Below are 20,356 nucleotides of genomic sequence, written 5' to 3'. Positions count from 1 at the left end.
TTTTTACGTACATACGTACTTTCTGCACATTCATAAACTTTACGCAGTAGAACTACGTGGTGCAGGGTATGGCCAAGCGGCTTATACATATTTTTTACTTAACAGAAACACCCAACTTTGGCAACCCCAGTTAAAAACCAGGATTTACACGGCAATGTACCAGATTCTTCACCGGCTGTGCTGTTGTTAATTGATCTGATTAATGACTTTGAATTTGTAGACGGAGATGACATATACAATAATCTGTTGCCTCAGGTAGAGGTCATTGTCAACTTGAAAAAGAAAGCCAAAAAAGCTGGAATCCCTGTAATTTACGTCAACGACAACTTTGGTAAGTGGCAATCTGATTTCCGCAAACTCCTTGACCACTGCTTGAAAGAAGGTGTAAAAGGCAAAAAAATCGTAGAGAAGCTACAGCCAGATGAGGAAGATTATTTTGTGCTGAAACCGAAACATTCTGCTTTCTATTCTACCACCTTAGATGTACTGTTGGATTATCTGAAAGCCAAAACCTTAATTATGGCTGGCATTACTGGCAATATCTGTGTGTTGTTCACCGCAAATGATGCCTTTATGCGTGATTTTTCCTTAGTTATTCCCAGTGATTGTGTGGCCTCAGAAAGCAAAGAGGAAAATACCTATGCGCTGGAACAGATGCGTAAATTATTGAAAGCAGATACCAGACCCTCTACAGAGATTGATTTTAAGCAGTTCAAGCCTGTTAAAAAGCAATAAGAATCTCAGCCAATAAATTTCAACGGAATGCAACTTATCATTCATATAAGTAATAAGTGATGTTGATTGGTTGCTTTTGCATTCCTGCTACATACATGAAATTAAAACTTACACAACTGTTGCGTAGATGTTTGTGTTATCGTAATATTGCGATAATATTTTTTATGTATGGGAGTCACTAAAACAGAAAACTTTACTAAAAGTCAGAACCAGTTGGCTGCATATGCCAAGGCACTGGCGCATCCGGCCAGAGTGGCAATTATTGAATATTTGCTGAAACACCAAACGTGTATCTGTGGCGATCTGGTGGATGAATTACCTTTGGCACAGGCCACGGTGTCTCAACATTTAAAAGAATTAAAACAAGTAGGTATTATCAAAGGAGAGATCGAAGGCTCCAGCATATGCTATTGTATAGATAATAAAGTATGGAATGAAGCGAAAGATATGCTGGTAAACCTGTTTATGTCAAAAGTTACAAAAAATACCTGCTGTTAAGTTTTTTTACCTAACTATATCGTATTATTACAATTTGACGATAGGTTTAATACATAACAGCACCGTTTATATGCAATTATTGTATATCATCTTGCCTAGTGTTTCTTTCTAAACTTTTTATTTATCCTGTATGAAATTTACCTTTTCTACGCGCAATGTTGTCTTAGTTATGCTGTTTGTAATCCTTACTAATACATCTGCTACTTTTAAAACAAAACCTATGAAAACACCTATTGTTCCTGCTTCCTTGTATAATCCGATTCAAAGCTACATAAGCTCCGTTACCAAAGAATTTGACCAGATACCTGAGGAAAGGAAAGAATTGTTGACAGAGCTATCAGAATACATCCAGGCAAAGACACAAGAGAATAAGAGGGTAAAGCTCACGTTTATTTGTACGCATAACTCCCGCAGAAGCCACATTTCGCAGATATGGGCACAAACAGCCGCTTATTATTACGGCCTTCAAGGGGTAGAAACTTATTCCGGTGGTACAGAAGCTACGGCATTTAATCCAAGAGCTGTAAAAGCGATGGCGAAGGTAGGATTCCAAATCAATAAAAGCGGCGAGGAGAAAAATCCAATCTATCAGGTAAAATTCACCGATGCTAAGATGCCAGTAAAAGCATTTTCAAAAGTATATGATGGAGAAGGAAATCCCAAAAAAGACTTTGCCGCCATTATGACCTGCTCTCAGGCCGATGAAGCCTGTCCGTTTATTCCAGGAGCAGATACCCGGATTGCCATTCCGTACGACGATCCGAAGGAATTTGATGGAACCTCCCAGGAAGAAGCCAAATATGATGAGCGTACCAGGCAAATTGCCAGAGAGGTATTTTATGCATTCAGCCTGATAAAAAGATAATCGCCCAGCTTACTTACTTCTGCTGCAAAATAGTTGTTATCGATTGCATCAACTCATTGGACTTACGCATGGCCTCACTCAGCGGCAAGCCAGTAGGCAGGCCGGGACGTTTATGCTTGGTTTCTGTCAGCCAGGCGTCACGCATCAGATTTTGCCGCTGGGTTACCAGTTTTACCAGTTGCGGGGCGTCCCCAATTTGGCTTAAACTTTCTACTACATCCGCTGCTTTAGCCACTTCTTTATACCCTAGATACTGTAAAATTTCCCGGGCTATCAGCCAGTGCCCGGTTTCTCCGGGATGTACTCCATCGTCAGCAAGCGCAAAGCCATGTAAGCCAAAGGTGGCATCTACCTGGCGGTGAGCCTGCAAGTATTTTTTCATCGGGTAATGTATATCTACTACCTCCCAGCGGGAATCGGTCTTTTTACTCAATAACCAGTCCGTATACCGGTCAAGCACGGCAGCATAGCCTTCTTTTTTGCCCCGCAGTTCATCGTAATCCGGAGGTGTCATATGAATAAGTCTGGCACCTGTTTTCTCTATCTCTGCATGAAGCCAGTGGATACCCTCCTTAAATTTGGCAAATCGTTGTTCATTAAAAGGTAGATAAATACCATCGTTCATGCCGTAGCACGCAAATACCATATCGGGCTTTGTTTGCTGTAGAACGCGTGACAGCCTTTCATGCAAGTCTGGTCTGGGAAATTTACCATCGGCATGCCCTTCTTCTGAAAGCCCGGAGACCGTTTCGCTGGGTAAGCCTACGTTAATAAACTCAAGTTGCCTATCCGGATGCCGGGCTCTTATGTATGCCTCTAGATAATTTACGTAATTGCCAGCCCAGGTTATGCTGTTGCCTAAAAAAACAATCCGTTTAACGGTAGGGGCAATGGGTTGCGCAAACAAATCAGCTGTCTGCATCATTAAAATAACTAGCAGAAAATAAGGCCCGATGCGTTTAACCATACCTATATGTTTGCAAGTAATACATTATTTGCCTGACAGATTTATGCATTGATGGAAAAGTAGAAACGGTTTGTACCGTATTCTGTACCTTAAAAACCTGGCCCCATATGGCTTTTTGAATAACAGTAGTTATTTTCACTATATGCTGGCAACAGATTAGTAATGCAATCGATAAACTACTATTTAAATTTTGAATATAGAAACTGATTCTGTAATCTTTTTAATCGGAGGAACTTCTCATGGTGGTAAATCTACACTTGCTGAATTGATGAGCACAACCATTCATGCCAATTTGATTTCTACTGATAATTTGGCCCGGCATCCGGGCAGGCCATGGAAAAATCCTCCAGAAGTGGTTCCCATTCATGTACAAGAACATTATAGTTCTCTATCGGTTGAGCTATTAGTAGCCGATGTCTATGCACATTATGAAAAACTTTGGCCAACGATTTCTACCATTATAGAATCTCACATACAAACTTCTACCAAAATAGTCATAGAGGGTTCTGCCTTATTACCTCACCAGGTAAGCAATATACAGAATAAAAAGGTAGTGGCCATTTGGTTATATGCAGGCGCTGATTTTCTGACAGAAAGAATTCGTACAGCCAGTGGCTACCACCAGCGGGTTACTTACGAACAAAAGCTGATAGATAAATTCATTGCACGAACAAATAAATTCAACCGATTAATACTGAAGCAAATAGGAGAATTAAAGTTGAAAGCTATATCGGTTGAGGAGTTTGCGAGCCCAAAGGAATTAATGGAAGCAACTATAAAACACAGTATTCAGTAATACTATATAGTAATTCTGTATATGTGTTGGGGAAACTCCAGTTAAACAGAACGACACATGTACCAGTTACAAAGATATACTAGTTACAAAGGTTAAATAAAACCCTGCAAGCTTCTCACTTGCAGGGTTTTGCTTTTAGCTTACCAAGCCAATCAATCAAGTGAAATGGTTAACAATAGAAAGTTTTATATGAATGTAAGTCTAAGAAAGAACTAAGTACGGGACAAATCCTCGTTTTAAAAACGTAACATATTGATATCTGTCCGCCTAGAACACCAATATACCTGTATAAGATAGATTTACTCTTTAGTGACTGCCCTTGAAGCTACGGCTATGCCATTCCTCTACATGAAGAGTATGCTGTTTTAGAAAACACCAGACAGAGTAGGCTATAGCAGCGATAGTATTTCCAGAAATTTATCTAAGGGTGTAGTTGCTTGAGTAAATTATGACCTTATTTTCCGGGAGTATTTGTCTTTGACATTCCGGCTAATAAACCGGTTCAGACCTTTGCCTGTTTCAGCCAGTTTTTTCATGTGCTCGATGTTTTCACGTCCGGCGCTGGAATACGTGAAAATGTAAATACTGCCGCTGCTGAATTGAACTTTAATGTTGTCGTCGCCGATTTCGTAGGCGTAAATACCCGAACCACCAGCTAAGTTATAATAATATTCCATAGTAATAGTTTTATAATTAACTTATGAAAAGCTAATTAGCAACTATTTCTTGACTTGGGCAGTACACATTTCAGCTATATCTTGCTGTTGTAAGATTGAAAAAATATTCTGCTAAATTTTATACGTCTTATATACGAAATGCACAAGTCTACTGTGTGAAAATGATACCTTATTTTCCGGCTATCCGTTTTGATTGAGCTTGAGAAAAGCCTTCGGCCAAAGCGATAATAAGCTGTTGTTCACTCTCTTTGCTGGAAGCTTGATAGTCCTTTCCATAGAAACGCCATATATCCGCTGTCCTTTTTACTCCTTCATAAAAAACAGCGAGTTGTTTATCAGCAGCGGTTAGCATTACTTTCTGGCCCTGGGGAGTTACCTCTCCTGTAATACTCACCTGGGATTGAACAAGTAATTGATACAACTCAGGAAAAGCTGCTTGAAACAGATGAGCTAATTGCTCCTGAACAGTATATGTATGTTGCTGTTGATACCCTTTTTCAGCTTCTGCCTGCTTTTGCAAATTTGCTTTCAGTACATTAGCTCTTTCTTGAAGTGGATTCATAGGACACGCGTATAAGAATAAATATACAAAATTTACAGGTAAGAAAAGCAGTCAAATCGATAATATAGCAATAGCCATGTATACAGTTGAAGGCATAAAGTAGTTGATCAGCTTGCTTTAAGTACCTGGTCCCAACGGGTAGTATAGCAAGGAGAAAGATATTTTCGCTGCATTGGCCAGTTCGCTTCTTTGGTGGAATGTGTTTGTACAGCAAATTTTACAGGTGATTGAAACTTGTCTGTATGTTTGCGTAACCTCTTATTAATCTGGTCGATGGTAGTCATTAACTGAGTATGTTTTGCCCGGTCTACCTCATCAAATAGATTCTGCTGTATGGCATGGTTGGGTACAATGCCTGTTACAATCACGCCGGCTTTTTTGTAGGCGTAGCCGGGTTTATAAATAGCTTTCAGGCCTTTTAATACATAGTGAATAAGTTCGGGTGTGCTGTCTGTGGCTACTGGTAGGCGCAACGTCTGGCTGTTGCTATATTGCGGCAGGGTCGTATTGAATGTATTGGTGTGAATAAACACTGTAACTACACTAGCGGCTGTACCTTCCTTGCGTAGCTTTTCACTACACTTGAAAACAAAGGAAGATACTGCCTCCTCCATTTCAGTATACGTGGATACATAGTGTCCGAAAGAACGGGAAGTGCAAATAGCTTTTTTTGTCTGTTGTACCTTTTCTAAAGGTAAGCAAGATACTCCTCTAAGTTCATATGCTAAGCGCAAACCCATAATAGTGAGGTGTTTATGTATCCAGCCGTCCGGCATATTTTTGAACTGTAAAGCCGTATGAATGCTATTGGCTTTCAGTAATTTCGCATATTGGCGGCCTATGCCCCACAACTCTTCAATGGGTAGATTTTCTAACAGACTATCAATGTCTGAACTTTCTCTGATTAAACAGACTTTCTCTGATTTTTTGGCTACTTTGTTTGCCGCTTTGGCTAAGGTTTTCGTGGGGGCAAGTCCTATAGAAACAGGAATGCCAGTCCAGTTTTTTACTTTTTCTTTAATATCCTGGGCATAGGTTAGCAACTCCGCCTCCTGCCATCCAGGAAAGCCCAGAAAGCATTCATCTATGCTGTATATTTCTGTTTCCGGCGCCAGCCCAGACAGCACGGTCATGACCCGGTTAGACATATCCCCATACAACTCGTAGTTAGAAGAAAATACGGCTACTTTGTGTTCCTCTATCACTTTTCGGGCCTGAAAGTAAGGTTGGCCCATTTGTATACCCAAAGCTTTGGCCTCATTGGACCGGGCTATGATGGAGCCGTCATTGTTGGATAGTACTATGACAGGTTTATTATTGAGAGAGGGGTTGAATACCCGTTCACAGTTTGCATAAAAATTATTACAATCGCATAAGGCAAACATAGCTTTATCTTTTCCGGTTAAACTTGGTGCATACGGCTATCACTACGCCAAATATCTGAAAGTGCTCCCTGTCTTTTATTTCATAGACAGGATACCCTTCGTTTTCCGGACATAAAAATGCACTGCCTCGTTCGTAGCGCAACCTTTTTACAAAGCATTCACCATTGATAAAGGCTACCACAATATCTCCAGTTTTAGCCTCTACTGATTTATCTACTACTAGCACAGTACCATCAAAAATGCCTGCCCCAACCATAGAATTACCCTCTGCTTTTACAAAATAGGTAGTAGAGTTATTGTCTACTACATAGTCGTGCAGGTTTAAAGGTTTTTCTTCGTAATCATTAGCCGGGCTGGGGAAGCCGGCAGACACCTTACAAGCAAATAAGGGTAACGTTTTTTTGGGAAGTATATTTATAGGGTAGTAGAGGTAAAAAGGCTGCATATTACATCATTTTTAGGATATCAGACAAATGATGAAATTTATACGGAAAATGTCAAGGTATAGCTACAACTTTTTTTGTATATTCGGATTTTGAATAGTATTGATAGAGAGTTAAGTATGAAACCACCTAGACGGAATTCTTACTAGCTACTCTTTTTATTTGTCTGCTATAATTCTGATCATACCGTTCAGCGTATCGCAGTGTAGCAGGCGTAGGCCATTATTCTGAATTTCCTGCCTTACTTCTTCCGGATTGATTATAACTTTATTATAGGAACTTACTTTTTGTACCCAGGTTGGTCCATTTTTCTCGTATAGCAAATCTGTTACACGTACATAGTCTGTAAAATACTCTAAAAAGCAAGTAGCAATTCTCTGTTCATCACTCTTGACATGTATAAATCTGTTATCGCCACTTAAGGAATTTGTATAGTTGCGGAAGGATAGAAGCAATTTGCCACCTCTGGGTAACGTATGGGAAATATCCTGAATGAGTTGATAAATGTCTGCTTTGCTGTCCAGATGGGTAAGTGTATCGCCCCAGCAAATAATCAATTCTGGCGTATCTGATATATACTCTTTGAACTGGCGCATATCTGCCTGCACAGTTTCTACATCTAAGTTATTTGCCTGTGCTTTCAACTCCATAAGAAGCTGTTCATTAAAGTCAATCGCCTTTACCCGGAAACCCAGGTAAGCCAGTGCAACACTTTGAATGCCATGGCCAGCTCCCAAGTCAAAAGCTACTTTGGTAGAAGAAGGAAAGATATTTTGCTCTTTTAGAAAGTTTTCAAATTGCTGTTGCTGTGTGTTAAAATCGCCTGCTATCCAGCTATAGAAGTTGCCCAGATGCTGGTCGTAATGTTGTTTTACCGTCATACATATACTTTTTATGATTGATGGTTACACCCAGAATAAATCACATCGATTTGGCATGTAAACTACGCTTCACTAAGTTTAGTATATTGTCTGCAAAGTAAAATTTTCAAAGCGTAATAGTTAAAATATTTTTCGCTTTAACTTATGTATTATCTGTTAATTAATGATGTTTCTAAAAGCTTTACAACATGCACCAGAGCTATAGAATATAATTTATTTCTTCCACAGATTCCACCATGGTTTTTTGGCTTCTGTGGTATCCTGCGTATTATTGGCCGATGGCAAAGAGCCGGTTTGTAGTGGTATTACGGGTTCTTTGGCAGGAACCGTCGGCTCCGTTAGAGAAACTGCCTTTTTAGGATATGCTTTCCTGGCACGTTTTGGACGGGTAGAGGCCCATTTGTGGATAATTTCCTTTACCTGTAGTTGCATCTTAGCACCTTTTACAGGATCTACCATGTACACAAAGTTGGCATATCCTTCTATAGCCGATACTATATCCGATGAATTGCCCCACTTTTTTCCTTCCAGGCCTTCTGTTTGTAGTTGAAACAACAAAGCCCGGAAGTTGCGTAAGGTTTTGCGTTCTATATTGGGCTTCTCATTTACCACAAGGCCAGTTACTTCTTTACGGCTACCTTTCCGCATGACGAGTGTTTTGTCGGGGTGCAGTATAAAGCCCTCGTCTTCAACAACTTTGTTTATGTTCTTTTTGAGGATATTGACGTTTTTGGTTCCTTCGCCGGAGGTGGAAAAAGTCATATCATCAGCATAGCGGGTATAGGTAAAACCAAACTTTTTTGCTAGTCCCGTTAGGCGGCTGTCGAGCCTGGCGCAGAGAATATTGGTAATAGCCGGACTGGCGGGTGAACCTTGTGGCAAATACCGTTCGCCAGTAGCAATGTACCAGGTTTCTCCATCCAATTCTGCCTCATCTGTATCTGGCTCTGTACATAACAAACTAAGGATAGTGGCTATTGCTTCTGAGTAACCTAAAGTTTGAAAAAGCCCTTTTACACGCCGATACGTAACCGAAGGAAAAAAATCTTTCAGGTCAATATTAATGACTATTTCAGCGCCTACATGGGGTTTTGCGTTGGAAACGATAGACTTGTTTGGTAAAAATCCATGCGCAGCCTCATGTATTTGTATAGGATAGAGTATATTCTGGAGAATCCAGTGTTGTACTTTCTTTAAGCGGGCCATCGGGGCAGATATAAGCCGTTGGCCACCGGTCTTTTTTGGAATGTAATACCGTTTGTAGTGGGTAGTTTTAGATACTTTTCTGGAAAATGCCAGAAAGCGGAGTTCATTTACCGGAATATGAATAGTACTTGCCAGAGAAGCAGCATCTAGTATAACTGGTAACTTCCGGCTAGTTAGTTTTTCTGTATCTGTTAGCGTTTCATTTAAGCCTCCTGAAACCTGTTCACCTAAATAAATAATTTCCTGTTGCTTTTTAGCTCTCCAGGCTTCTGCTTTGTCTTTACGCTGCTGTTCCCGTTTCTGCTTGGTTTCTTCCCGCTTTTTTCTAGATTCGGCTAATCTTTGTTTACGCAATTCCTTCAGCATAGCTTGCTGATCTTCCAGGCGGCGTTTTTCTGTAAGCAATGCACTCAATTCCCGGTGTAATTCTGTTTCTCTGGTAATGATCTGTTCAGAAAGAGAAGGCTGTCCGTTGTCTTTTGGCCAGAAGCCCAGACGCTTCATGTCTTGCAGAATAAATTCGTCTTTGGAAGTTTGCCGGATAAGATCGTATAAATCCTGGCGGTTAGCAGGCCTGGTGCCCTGAGGAAGGTTACTAAGTTCAGACATAAAAGATACTAAAAAAGCAGTGAGTAACTAAACCTTCGTACATTCTGTGGACGGGAATGCTCAACTCGAAGCCGGTAGGCATGGTATATGAGCATTAACTTCCTGAAGTCACACCGTAATCTCATATACCATGCCTACCGGCAATAGTAAAGAGCAAGCCTGTGACGTAAGTGTAGTCTGTAAACATGGGCGGCGATACACCGCCCGGTTTGCAAGGTCTTGAGTTAGTTATCTCACTGCTTTGGGTTAAAAATGTAAAGTTTTTAAATGAAAAACAAATCCGTATGCAGTAGAAGATGTATGAAAATGTAATGAAATTATTGTCTTGTTAATTAGGCATCCACTTGGCCCACCAATGCTCCTTAGTATGGGCTATTCTTAACGCCAATATATGTTCACAAGGACCTTTAAAAAGCTTATTTTGTGAGTAAAAGTAGCAAGTACAAGTAGCTTGTGTCATCCGTTCATCAGCATCTATAACCAGGGAAGGACGGAGCAATTGATTTTGCTCTTTTACAGTGCCTGTAAGTTCTGTAGTGCCATCGGATAAAATTTCTACTTTTACTGTTACCCGCTTGTTGTTCACTAGTTCAGTAGCAGTAGCCTCTCGTGGATTGTCGAAACGGAGTTTATCCATAGGAAGTGGGTCGCGGCTTAATTCCCGTAAGCGGTATATTTTTTTATCTAAATCATAAATTACCCGCCCGGCTTGTGTATAGGCTGCGAGTGCACCTTCTACCAGTTTTTTCTCCAGATTTAATCGTTTAGCTAATGATTGCGAACTTTCCTGCCAGGTTTCCCGCAACGATTTAAATACTAACTCCTTCGTAAAATTGTCTACCTGTGCCCTAGGGGCCATTAAATCAAAGTTGCCTGCCCTGGACCAGTCATTGGCTGTCCAGCCGGATAAACCCAGGGTAAAATTCATATGGCCTAAATCGGCAATAAAAAACGATGGCATACCACTACCCAATACATGTACCGTAAATTTTTGTGTCAGGGGAATAAGCCTTTCTAGAATAAGTAACCGGCGGCGGCCCCAGAGGCGTATTTCATCTGCTTCGGTACCCTGATAAATCGAGCGGTGACAGGTAATTCTATAATTCCAGGGATCAACTTGTAATACCACTGGCTGTCCTGGCCTTAGGATGAAGCGGATAGAACGGGGACCGGTTTTTTCTTTCTGCCGGCGTAACACATAACAGATATTATGTACATCCATCGGATGCAGGTCAAACGTTCGGGCGGGTAATGTCATGGCAGAACTTACCTGCAGAAATCCCCGTACCCAGCTATCTGGCAAATCTATTTTTACTTCTGTATAATCATCTTCTTTGGCTGTTTGCACCTTGAAACCAGCAGGCTCAACCGTAAATTGCGTTTCTTTGTAGTCTCTGATTTTTTGAAATTCATTGTACAGCGCAGCAGAATAATCTATATTGGTTGTGCCACAAGCGAATTCTTGTATATTTTTAAATACTTCGTAGTTACAGCCTAACTTACCATAGGTAGATTCATCCTGGCTAAAGCATTCAAAAAATACTTCGTCAGGATGTACAGTAATAACTGGGTCCAGCACAAACCAGAAATCCTTTTCTTTCTCATACAAGTAATCAAAATATTTTCTGCGGGCTTTGTAGTACGGACCCAATACTGTTTCGCGGGTTTTACCAATCGTGCTTAGTTCTTCTTTAATCGTATTGATTTTAGCTTCTACCTCTGGTTGGTGTGCCGTAAATTGTGCCAGCCAGGCCAGTTCCTGCTGAGCTGCCCACGCCTTGTATTCTGTTTTGTCTTTGGGTTTAAACCGCAAATCAGATACTACTACCCCATTCAGTGCCGAAATAGCTTCCCGGAAAGCAATGTTTTTTGCCAGTGTTCCAATAAAATACGTAGGCTCCCTGGATACATCCGGTGCAAAGGACATTTGGGTAGCGTGGGCATTACTTTCTACAGAAGTGCTGCCATGAAATTTATAATCGAAAAGCATAAGATTAGTAGTTATTGTTCATTGTCCTTTATTTCACAGCTACCTGCCGGGCTGCTACATTTTTGATGACAAGCGGCATCTGAAGTTCAGGATATTTTTTTGACAAATCCCGCATAATTTCAATGCAGGCCGCTTTATCGGCTACGGCCATGGTTACCGACTGACGGGCCATAAGATCGGTAATAAGCTGGGCAATCGTCTGGTGTTTTAAGGCTTCTTTACGCAGAAAACTAAATATTCTGGCTTTAGCCGCCCCAGAACGGTTTACCTGAGAAAGTACAGTAGTAAAATAATATTCCAATTGCGTTATGTTTTGCAGATTATCGGTGGCAAACTGCTCCAGAAAATTCGTAGCAAATACTTGCACCGTTTGTACCGGATGCTGACTGAGTTGCAAAAGATAGGTTTCTCCGTTTTCTTCGTTAAAGAACTTGGTTATCAGTTCCCGGCCAAAACTTTGCACATCGGGCCGGGTGCTATCGCATACGCTGATCAAGAGTGTAGGTGTCCATTCGTCTGCAGTGAAATGGGTGCGGAAAAAGTCAAAAGCAAATTGCCGGGAGTCTTCCCATCTGGCATCCAGAATCCGGAGAGCTTCTTCGGCATCAGAACGCATACGGGCAGGATCATTTGTATAGGTTTGCCAGCTCCACTGCCTTACAGCTAACGTCTCATGACTGGCCATCCGTACAATCTGGCGAACAGTTAAGTTAGCTGGATTGATATACTTTGTCAACAGAAACAACCCTAACTGCTGGGTCATCCCTTTGCCTGCATGCAGCATTTGTAGTGCCTGCTCCTGGTTTATTTCTACCAGATAAGGATGCAAGACGGTGGTGAATAATGTATATAAATCCTCTTGCAAACCTGCATAGGTTTCTTTATGTTGAAGAAAAGGGAGCAGTTGAAAAAGCAGTTGTTTGCCAAAATCATCATGTGTTGTAGCCAACGTAGCTACTGTGGGCCTAATGGCTTTTCTGATTTCGGCAAATGGTGAGAGGCAAAATGCAGTAATCAACTCAAAACTTCCCAGCAGCGTAGATTCCGGCAACTTCCCGAACAATTTAATGCCGGCTTCCCGTACAGCAGGCACGGTAGATTGGATCAGAGATGAAAGTAAACCTGCCGGTAGATGCTCTGGCGCTGTGCGGTGATGCAGCAATATAACAGCACCAAGGGTTTGCACACCTGGTAGCGGATGCTTGAGCAGGTCTTGCGCCACGTCGAGATTTATTTCCTCTAATAAAGGTAAGAAGAAATCAAGCAGTGTCTGGGCGGCCCCGGCAGCAGCTATATTGGCTAGCTCATTATCTGCGGGCAATGCTAGTAGTTCAGCAATTACCCGGCCTGCCAGCATCTTGGCATTTTCTTCTTCCCAGGGAGTAGTTGCTAGTTTCTGTCTCACCCATACCCATATCTCCTCATAGGGATTAACAATAAGATCAGCAAAAATAAGTGTCTTTCTCAGGAAGTATTCCGGCTGGGCTTCTATCCACTGTTGTACCAGCAAATGGGCTTCTGGTAATGGACTATGAATCAGCATCCGGATTAATTTCAGGTTGGGATTTTGTGGGTTATAGAAGTAATTAACTACCGCTAAGGCCAGTTTTACAGTTTCCGGATGAGGCCTGGAAAGCAACTGTACCAATGTATCTAAATCCATCAGCTCTTTCAAATCTGTTCGGCCTTTTAATGCTCTGACGGCAAATTCATGTACCCGGTTGTTATCGCTGGTTAGAAGCAGATGCAACAAAGCTTTAGGGTATTTATCCCACAATTCCGGAAATGCCTCTTCTCGTTGGTCTGGTGCTGGTTGTCCGGGAAGATAGCCCTCTTTACAACGCCAGGCTTTGTTATTTTGCTTTAACTCATACCTGGGGCTATTCTGATACAGAATATAATTAAATGTTAGCCAGTTGGCATACGTGTCATACTGAGTAATGGTTACATGCTGTGTGTGCCGGCGAGTTTGAGAGTCGTAGTGCCAGGTATCCGTACGTGCTTCTCTGGCGGCCGCTTTATCTTTGGTATCCGAAATACTTAGCAATACAGCAGAAGCCATAGAGATATAAGCTTCCTGACCATCTTCTCCTAAGATTCGCAAGGTACGCCAGCCTCTTCTTTTAAAGTAATCTGATGTTAGCTTGGAGTAGGCTAATCTGGCATTGGGTTTTTGCAGTTCCTTTACCGGACTCTGAATATAATTATAGGATGCATCACGTACGCCATATTCGCGGCTATAGCCGTAAGCAAAATAGGGTTTTTCTTTTTCTATACGGTAAAGTAACAAAGCGAATATATCAGCATCTTCCCGGAACTCGGCAGTTTTAAAAATGTGCCTAACCGTTTTAAATGAACCCGGCTTAAAAGGAATTGTCTGTAAAAAATAAATAACCGCAGGCCTTATCTTTGGAAAATCTACAGAAAACAGGTACATACTTTCCAGAATGCTGTAGGTAATATCTTTGCCCATGACCGGTTTCAATATGTCAGCTAGCGCCCCATCTTTTCCGCTTTCAATAGCTTGTTTCAGGCTTGTGCTTATTTTTTCCAATACTGGATCTACACCAGGCTGCTCAGAAGGGGTGGGATTCGCCATTTGCCCGGAGGTTTTGCGCCAGAATGCGGAGAAACCACCGCTCTCTTGTCCGCTTTGCTGTTCGCGGCCTGTAGAAGCCTTCTCCAGAAAAGAGGATATATTCTGTACCCAGTTATTGGCTAGTATACGGCGTTTATGAGCATCGTTCTCTAACGCTAGTATACTGGTGAAGGCCATTCTTCTGACAAAGTCTTTAGTAGCTGCTGCCTGATAGACTTGTTCCAGTACCGGAATTGCAGCCGCATCGCCGCACCTGCCCAGCGACCAGCATATACAATATTGCTGCAAGGCATCACTTTTCAACAACAGTGGAATAAGCAGGGGCGTAGCTTCTTTAATTTTTAATTCGCCTGCCCGCCAGATAATCCGTGAAAGTGGCCACTTCTTATCGTTAAAGGAAGGCTGCGCAGCTTTTTGCAAAGAACTTATAATAACACTTCTTTTATCCGTAGTTGCTTCGCCAGTAGGAATACCTGATGGAGGGAGGCTGGCAGCTTCAGTTTCGCTAGCTTTAAAATGGGCTGCCTGCTGATAACCTCCTTTTTTCTTTTCATTCACCAGCTGGTTAAAAATACGTATGCCATCGGTTAGGGAAACTGGCAAGGTAGTTTTGGTGCCATCTTTCAATGGAGCACCTCTGCGGCCATACCGGAAATTAACTACGTACTGATTAGGGCTTGTCTCCCATAAATCTACCTCATACACTTTATCGGAACTGCCTTCCCGGTTCCACAGACTGATCTGCTCAATTAGTTTCATAGATACATCTTATGCTTTCCAAAATAAGCAGAATATATTCCTGCAACAACTTAAGTAAGCCACTAAACTGTCATCAGGCAGATAGATAAAAATTTCGGCTGAGTTTTTACACTACGTAAAAGGAAAATCCTTCGAAGCATCCAAGTGTGTTGGAACATCCGAAGGATTTTAGTATAGATAAACTAGTTTATTTTACTCATTTGGCTATTGCAAAAGGCTACTGGCTACAAAGAAGTACGCCTGATCATGGAGAAGGTATTTTTAATCTGTATGCGTTTTTTTTCTAACAGCAAAGCAGCCGTCATACGTCCCATGGTTTCAAAGTCGGTAGTCATTACCGTAATGGAAAGTAGTTCTTTTAGCGTGGTGTCGTTGAATGAAAGAATACCAATTTCGCGGCCAAGCAGGTAACTGGATTGCCGTACTTTTTTTATCAGTTCAGCCAGGTCGGTTTCTTCTACGGTAATATAAGCCGTACCAGGATAGATAATCTGGTCATACGCCGTTTCCACAATGTCAAATTCCTTGTTGTATTCAATGCAGAACAGACAGAAGCCCTGTACAATCTCTATGGGATAATTAAATGGATAGTTAGTCTCCCTTGGAAAAACCAGTACAAGCTTTTTATATTTTTCCAGCAAGTCAATAGCCGACTCCAGAGCCATGTAAATATCCTTCTCAAAATCCTGGTAAACGGCCAGGTGATCGGTTTTGAGCCCAGGCAAGTTTTTGTCCAGGAGCACCAGTTCATCGGTAGGTATGCTTTTAATGATTTTCAGGTAATCTACTTTGTCTACATCCTGGAAGAAATGAGGCATAATTACATAGTAGTTGTACTTGCCCAGGTTATTCTCAATAATTTCTTTAAACAGGGTAGCATTGTAATGGTGAATTTGCAGATCTACTTTTGCTTTGTCGCCAAGTGTTTTTAGGAAGGAGTAATAAATTATTTTTTTGTACGAACTCAGTTTATTGAATACCAGCAGTATCTTGAGTTTATTGGTTGTATTTTTTTCCACATAAAAACCTTTACCTTGCACAGACGTAATATAGCCCCGTTCTTTAAGCTCTTTGTAGGCTTTTTCAACAGTGTCGCGGGCCAGGTAGTACTCTTCACTCAGTTCACTAATAGAAGGCAGTTGTTCGTTGTTCTTTAGTACCGTTTTTTCAATGTCATCAATAATAGACTCAACAATTTGTTTGTATTTGGGCTTTTTGTCGGAGGGGTTTAACTTAAGCTGATACATAGTATTTAATAAGTTACTGTAATAAAAAAGCTGAAAAACAGGTTAAAACTATTAACTAGCAACGTAAAAATCTTCCTGATCTATAAAATGCGGGCAAAAAAAGATACGCTACCTATTGAATAACAGTGTTTTATAGACAAGACCTTTTGCCCTGAGACAAAATTTTCGAAAAGGCAGGAAGGTACAGGAAGGAAAAGTAATAAATATTATTGAATTTGCCATATAACTTTCTAACAAACCCTTTATTGTTATGCAAAACATACAATCACATTTTAAATATGTAAGCTACTTGTGGGATGAGGAATATGCAGCATCCTTGGGTCAGGATGAAGTAGCTTTACTAATCTACCGCTCTAATCTCCTGGGGGCTGATTTGCGATTGACAAATTATGGAGGAGGGAACACTAGTGCTAAAACGGTAGAAAAGGACCCCTTAACTGGACAGCCAGTAGATGTAATGTGGATAAAAGGGTCTGGTGGTGATTTGGGTACACTCAAGAAAAGTGGGTTGGCGGGTTTATATCTGGACCGTTTGCTTAGTTTGAAAAAAGTATACCGCGGATTGCAGTACGAAGACGAGATGGTAGAGCTTTTTAATCACAGCATTTACGACCTTAAATCCAAAGCTCCTTCTATAGATACACCACTTCACGCCTTTTTGCCCTATAAGCATATAGACCATTTACATCCGGATGCTGCTATTGCCATAGCGGCCAGCAAAGAGGGCAAGCAAATTAACCACGAACTGTTTAGCGGACAAATAGGCTGGGTAGACTGGCAACGACCAGGGTTTGATCTGGGGCTGAAGCTGGAAGCCTGTATTAAAGAAAGCCCGAACCTGCGGGGTATTATGCTGGGCGGCCATGGCCTGTTTACCTGGGGAAATACGGCTTACGAAAGCTATGTTAATACCCTGGAGGTAATTGAACGGTATTCTGCCTATTTGCAGGATAACTATAACAAAAAGCGTCCGGTGTTTGGTGGATGGCGTTCGAAGCCCCTACCCGCCGAGAAGCGTAAAGAGCAAGCAGCGGCTTTGGCTCCTGTACTGCGTGGCCTGTGTTCTTCCGAAACCCGTATGATTGGCCATTTTACAGACGATGCCAGAGTACTGGAGTTTATTAACTCGCATGATATAGATAAACTGGCCCCTCTGGGTACATCCTGCCCGGATCATTTTTTACGTACAAAAATCAGCCCCCTAGTACTTACCTTGCAACCAGACGAAAACTTGTCAGATGCAAAAGCTGTCCGGTCTAAACTGGAGCCTGCTTTTGAGTCGTACCGGGTAATGTATAAAAACTATTATGAGAAATGTAAACACCCCAACAGCCCGGCTGTACGCGACGCCAATCCGGTAATTATTTTGTATCCGGGTGTGGGCATGTTCAGTTTTGCCAAAGACAAACAGACAGCCCGGGTAGCCAGTGAGTTTTACATCAATGCCATTAATGTAATGAAGGGCGCAGAGGCTGTGTCGGAATATGTAGCTCTGGAACCGCAGGAAGCCTTTAATATTGAATACTGGTTACTGGAAGAAGCCAAGTTGCAACGGATGCCCAAGCCTAAATCCTTATCCGGTAAAATAGCCCTAATCACTGGTAGTGGAGGCGGCATTGGAAAAGCCATTGCCAAAAAATTTATAGAAGAAGGTGCTTGTGTTCTATTGAATGATAATGATGCCGAACGTCTGGAAAGTGCCAATGTTGAATTTCTGAAAAGCTTTGGAAAAGATGCCGTATCAGCTGTACACCTGGATGTAACGTCCGCAGAAACTGTAGAAAAAGCCTTTAATGCATCGGCTCTGGCTTTTGGTGGGGTAGATATTATTGTGAATTGCGCCGGATTAAGCGTATCCAAGCCTTTAACCGAACATACCGAACAAGACTGGGCTTTACTCTACAATGTAATGCAGAAAGGCCAATTCATTGTAAGTAAGTATGGCGTGGAAGTACTGCGCAAACAACAGTTAGGTGGCGATATACTGAACATTGTAAGCAAAAATGGCTTAATGGCCGGCCCTAATAATGTGGCTTATGGCTCGGTAAAAGCTGCACAAATGCATATGAGCCGCCTGATGGCTGCTGAACTGGGGCCTGAGAAAATCCGCGTAAATATAGTAAATCCGGATGCCGTAATTGCCGATAGTAAAATATGGCAAGGCGGATGGGCAGAAGGGCGGGCCAAAGCCTATGGCATTACGGTAGAAGAATTGCCTTCTTATTATGCTAAGCGGACACTGCTCAATGAAATTATCTTACCGGAAGATATAGCCAATGCCTGCTATGCGTTTGTAGGTGGCCTATTAAGCAAATCTACCGGAAACATGCTCAATGTGGATGGCGGCCTTGCGAATGTCTTCCCCAGATAGAAAAGGCGATAACCTTTTTACCTACAGAATATCAAACAAGGAATGCCGAATAACGAAGCAGTATTTCTTCAATATTCATAATTCCTTGTTCGGTATTCACTCATTTATCACACATCTCTTTTTGATCTACTGAACTTCTACCGACCCCTACCTACCTACATGCATACGGCCATATTTGATATAGGTAAAACCAATAAGAAATTCTCCATATTCGACGAACACCTCAACGAAATCTACCGGGAAGTAGAAACCTTGCCCCTGATAGAAGACGAAGATGGCTACCCCACCGAAGACCTTACGCTGCTTACTGATTGGATGAAGGGCGTACTGCGGAAAGCCATGAAGTCGAAGAAATTTGATATATCCAGGCTTAATTTTTCTACCTATGGTGCCTCCATGGTGCATCTGGATAGTAGTGGCAGGCTAGCTACCCCTCTATATAATTACACAAAGCCGTTTCCGGAGGCCTTGCTAGAAAAGTTTTATGCAGAGAATGGCGGCAGGGATGCGTTTTGTGCGCGCACGGCTTCTCCCTCTTTGGGTATGCTCAATTCCGGCCTGCAACTCTACTGGCTGAAACACATGCGGCCAGAGGCCTTTGCGAGAATAAAATATTCGTTACATCTGCCACAGTACTGCGCCTATGTATTTTCCAGGCAATTGCTCTGCGAATATACCAGTATTGGTTGCCATACAGGGTTGTGGGATTATGCCAATCATACGTATCATCCCTGGGTGGCTAAGCAAGGCATAGAAGCCTTATTTCCAGCCTCTGTACCGGCTACCAGCAAAACAAAAATGATTGTATACTACCAGATACTGGATGTAGGTACTGGCATTCACGATAGTTCAGCTGCATTAATTCCGTATCTGCTCTCAAGCAAAGAGCCCTTTTTGCTGCTCTCTACTGGTACCTGGAGCATTACCTTCAACCCATTTAACCAGGAGTTGCTGACAGCCGAAGAGCTCAACAAAGATTGCCTGAACTTTATGCGTACCGATGGGTCTCCAGTAAAAGCCTCCCGCTTATTTTTTGGAAATGAGTTTAACATTCAAACCAAATTAATGGCTGAACATTTTGGGCGCACCGAGCATAATTATCACCATATTATCACTTTTGATGAAGCTTTGTATGAAAAATGGTCGAAAATTGATCAGCCCTTGTTTCATCTGCAGAGTGTTCAGTATCCCGATAACAGCATTCGTTCGGCCAGCGAAACCCGTTGGGAGTTGTTTCCTACTTTTGAAGATGCATTTCATCGTTTTATGATAGAGATGATGCAGCTACAAAGCAAAGCCATTAAACTGGCGGCCGGTTCCATGCCTATCAACAAGTTATTCTTAGATGGAGGCTTTTCTCAAAGTGATGTATTTATCAGTTTGCTGCGGAAAGAATTCCCCTCCACCGATATCATTATCTCTCCCTCTCCCCTGGGATCTTCTTTAGGAGCCGCCATGGCTATAAACGATCCGCAAGTAGGTGAAAATTACCAGTACAACATGAAACGGGTGGCTCTGTAGACGCCTGTTTCTTCTCAAAAATTGTATTTTTCAATTATTTTATTGAAAACAGGAGAGTACAGGAAGGTTAAAGGATGTCTTATGGCTAATTTTAAATAGGATTTTTTATTTAAATAGTTTCCTTAAATAAAGAAACCTATGCAGGCTAGTTTATTTTCTAGGACATCACTATTGGCAATCAGCTATTGGAAAAGAAAGTCTTTGGAGGACAAGGTCTGATTTTAAACTGGCTTTATGGCAGTTCA

General features: G+C 41.8%; 16 protein-coding genes. 6 read left to right on the top strand and 10 right to left on the bottom strand.

What is annotated here, in order from left to right; translation table 11 throughout:
• The first annotated feature begins 117 nt into the window (after positions 1-117).
• The 3 genes from Q0590_RS04600 (at position 118) to Q0590_RS04590 (ending at position 2,098) form a co-directional block, all read left to right on the top strand.
• Positions 118-735, top strand: coding sequence for a cysteine hydrolase family protein (locus Q0590_RS04600; protein WP_302036321.1), 618 nt, complete (start codon positions 118-120; stop codon positions 733-735).
• Between the two features lie 168 nt (positions 736-903).
• Complete coding sequence (locus tag Q0590_RS04595) at positions 904-1,233, top strand: ArsR/SmtB family transcription factor (RefSeq protein ID WP_302036320.1); 330 nt, start codon at positions 904-906, stop codon at positions 1,231-1,233.
• Between the two features lie 220 nt (positions 1,234-1,453).
• Positions 1,454-2,098, top strand: a complete 645-nt coding sequence (locus Q0590_RS04590) for an arsenate reductase/protein-tyrosine-phosphatase family protein (protein WP_302036319.1) — start codon at positions 1,454-1,456, stop codon at positions 2,096-2,098.
• A 13-nt stretch (positions 2,099-2,111) separates the two neighbouring features.
• On the opposite strand, the gene Q0590_RS04585 is transcribed toward Q0590_RS04590, so the two are convergent.
• Positions 2,112-3,065 (bottom strand): SGNH/GDSL hydrolase family protein, encoded by a 954-nt coding sequence (locus Q0590_RS04585; protein WP_302036318.1) that lies wholly within the window; start codon positions 3,063-3,065, stop codon positions 2,112-2,114.
• Positions 3,066-3,255: 190 nt separating this feature from the next.
• Between Q0590_RS04585 and Q0590_RS04580 the strand changes: the two genes are divergently transcribed.
• Positions 3,256-3,861, top strand: coding sequence for a hypothetical protein (locus tag Q0590_RS04580; protein ID WP_302036317.1), 606 nt, complete (start codon positions 3,256-3,258; stop codon positions 3,859-3,861).
• A 446-nt stretch (positions 3,862-4,307) separates the two neighbouring features.
• On the opposite strand, the gene Q0590_RS04575 is transcribed toward Q0590_RS04580, so the two are convergent.
• The 9 genes from Q0590_RS04575 to Q0590_RS04535 form a co-directional block, all read right to left on the bottom strand.
• A complete protein-coding gene (locus tag Q0590_RS04575; RefSeq protein ID WP_302036316.1) occupies positions 4,308-4,538 on the bottom strand; it encodes a hypothetical protein in 231 nt (76 codons plus the stop codon).
• Between the two features lie 169 nt (positions 4,539-4,707).
• Positions 4,708-5,100: a hypothetical protein gene (locus Q0590_RS04570; RefSeq protein WP_302036315.1), complete on the bottom strand. Its 393-nt coding sequence runs from the start codon at positions 5,098-5,100 to the stop codon at positions 4,708-4,710.
• Positions 5,101-5,207: 107 nt separating this feature from the next.
• A complete protein-coding gene (locus Q0590_RS04565; protein WP_302036314.1) occupies positions 5,208-6,485 on the bottom strand; it encodes a Y-family DNA polymerase in 1,278 nt (425 codons plus the stop codon).
• A gap of 4 nt (positions 6,486-6,489) precedes the next feature.
• Positions 6,490-6,930 (bottom strand): LexA family protein, encoded by a 441-nt coding sequence (locus Q0590_RS04560; protein ID WP_302036313.1) that lies wholly within the window; start codon positions 6,928-6,930, stop codon positions 6,490-6,492.
• A gap of 156 nt (positions 6,931-7,086) precedes the next feature.
• On the bottom strand, positions 7,087-7,809 hold the full coding sequence (locus Q0590_RS04555; RefSeq protein WP_302036312.1) for a class I SAM-dependent methyltransferase: 723 nt from the start codon (positions 7,807-7,809) through the stop codon (positions 7,087-7,089).
• Between the two features lie 213 nt (positions 7,810-8,022).
• On the bottom strand, positions 8,023-9,624 hold the full coding sequence (locus Q0590_RS04550) for a reverse transcriptase domain-containing protein (RefSeq protein WP_302036311.1): 1,602 nt from the start codon (positions 9,622-9,624) through the stop codon (positions 8,023-8,025).
• A 328-nt stretch (positions 9,625-9,952) separates the two neighbouring features.
• Positions 9,953-11,614, bottom strand: a complete 1,662-nt coding sequence (locus Q0590_RS04545) for an SWIM zinc finger family protein (RefSeq protein ID WP_302036310.1) — start codon at positions 11,612-11,614, stop codon at positions 9,953-9,955.
• Positions 11,615-11,642: 28 nt separating this feature from the next.
• Positions 11,643-14,972, bottom strand: a complete 3,330-nt coding sequence (locus Q0590_RS04540; RefSeq protein WP_302036309.1) for a WGR domain-containing protein — start codon at positions 14,970-14,972, stop codon at positions 11,643-11,645.
• A 224-nt stretch (positions 14,973-15,196) separates the two neighbouring features.
• Positions 15,197-16,219 carry a GntR family transcriptional regulator gene (locus tag Q0590_RS04535; protein WP_302036308.1) on the bottom strand — a complete coding sequence of 341 codons (1,023 nt, stop codon included), beginning with the start codon at positions 16,217-16,219 and terminating at the stop codon, positions 15,197-15,199.
• Between the two features lie 250 nt (positions 16,220-16,469).
• On the opposite strand from Q0590_RS04535, the gene Q0590_RS04530 reads away from it, so the two are divergent.
• Both Q0590_RS04530 and Q0590_RS04525 read left to right on the top strand, forming a co-directional pair.
• A complete protein-coding gene (locus tag Q0590_RS04530) occupies positions 16,470-18,590 on the top strand; it encodes a bifunctional aldolase/short-chain dehydrogenase (RefSeq protein ID WP_302036307.1) in 2,121 nt (706 codons plus the stop codon).
• 159 nt (positions 18,591-18,749) lie between these two features.
• Complete coding sequence (locus Q0590_RS04525; RefSeq protein ID WP_302036306.1) at positions 18,750-20,111, top strand: FGGY-family carbohydrate kinase; 1,362 nt, start codon at positions 18,750-18,752, stop codon at positions 20,109-20,111.
• Positions 20,112-20,356 lie beyond the last annotated feature (245 nt).

The organism is Rhodocytophaga aerolata (assembly GCF_030503435.1).
GTDB classification, from domain to species: Bacteria; Bacteroidota; Bacteroidia; order Cytophagales; family 172606-1; genus Rhodocytophaga; species Rhodocytophaga aerolata.
Note: the sequence above shows the minus strand (reverse complement) of the source record. Positions and strands in the feature narration are given on the sequence as shown.

What these genes read in the sequence shown, in the direction of transcription:
- Q0590_RS04575 (WP_302036316.1), bottom strand. Translation starts at nt 4,538, where the DNA reads ATGGAATATTATTATAACTTAGCTGGTGGTTCGGGTATTTACGCCTAC.
- Q0590_RS04555 (WP_302036312.1), bottom strand. Translation starts at nt 7,809, where the DNA reads ATGACGGTAAAACAACATTACGACCAGCATCTGGGCAACTTCTATAGC.
- Q0590_RS04570 (WP_302036315.1), bottom strand. Translation starts at nt 5,100, where the DNA reads ATGAATCCACTTCAAGAAAGAGCTAATGTACTGAAAGCAAATTTGCAA.
- Q0590_RS04565 (WP_302036314.1), bottom strand. Translation starts at nt 6,485, where the DNA reads ATGTTTGCCTTATGCGATTGTAATAATTTTTATGCAAACTGTGAACGG.
- Q0590_RS04540 (WP_302036309.1), bottom strand. Translation starts at nt 14,972, where the DNA reads ATGAAACTAATTGAGCAGATCAGTCTGTGGAACCGGGAAGGCAGTTCC.
- Q0590_RS04525 (WP_302036306.1), top strand. Translation starts at nt 18,750, where the DNA reads ATGCATACGGCCATATTTGATATAGGTAAAACCAATAAGAAATTCTCC.
- Q0590_RS04590 (WP_302036319.1), top strand. Translation starts at nt 1,454, where the DNA reads ATGAAAACACCTATTGTTCCTGCTTCCTTGTATAATCCGATTCAAAGC.
- Q0590_RS04535 (WP_302036308.1), bottom strand. Translation starts at nt 16,219, where the DNA reads ATGTATCAGCTTAAGTTAAACCCCTCCGACAAAAAGCCCAAATACAAA.
- Q0590_RS04595 (WP_302036320.1), top strand. Translation starts at nt 904, where the DNA reads ATGGGAGTCACTAAAACAGAAAACTTTACTAAAAGTCAGAACCAGTTG.
- Q0590_RS04585 (WP_302036318.1), bottom strand. Translation starts at nt 3,065, where the DNA reads ATGGTTAAACGCATCGGGCCTTATTTTCTGCTAGTTATTTTAATGATG.
- Q0590_RS04560 (WP_302036313.1), bottom strand. Translation starts at nt 6,930, where the DNA reads ATGCAGCCTTTTTACCTCTACTACCCTATAAATATACTTCCCAAAAAA.
- Q0590_RS04550 (WP_302036311.1), bottom strand. Translation starts at nt 9,624, where the DNA reads ATGTCTGAACTTAGTAACCTTCCTCAGGGCACCAGGCCTGCTAACCGC.
- Q0590_RS04530 (WP_302036307.1), top strand. Translation starts at nt 16,470, where the DNA reads ATGCAAAACATACAATCACATTTTAAATATGTAAGCTACTTGTGGGAT.
- Q0590_RS04545 (WP_302036310.1), bottom strand. Translation starts at nt 11,614, where the DNA reads ATGCTTTTCGATTATAAATTTCATGGCAGCACTTCTGTAGAAAGTAAT.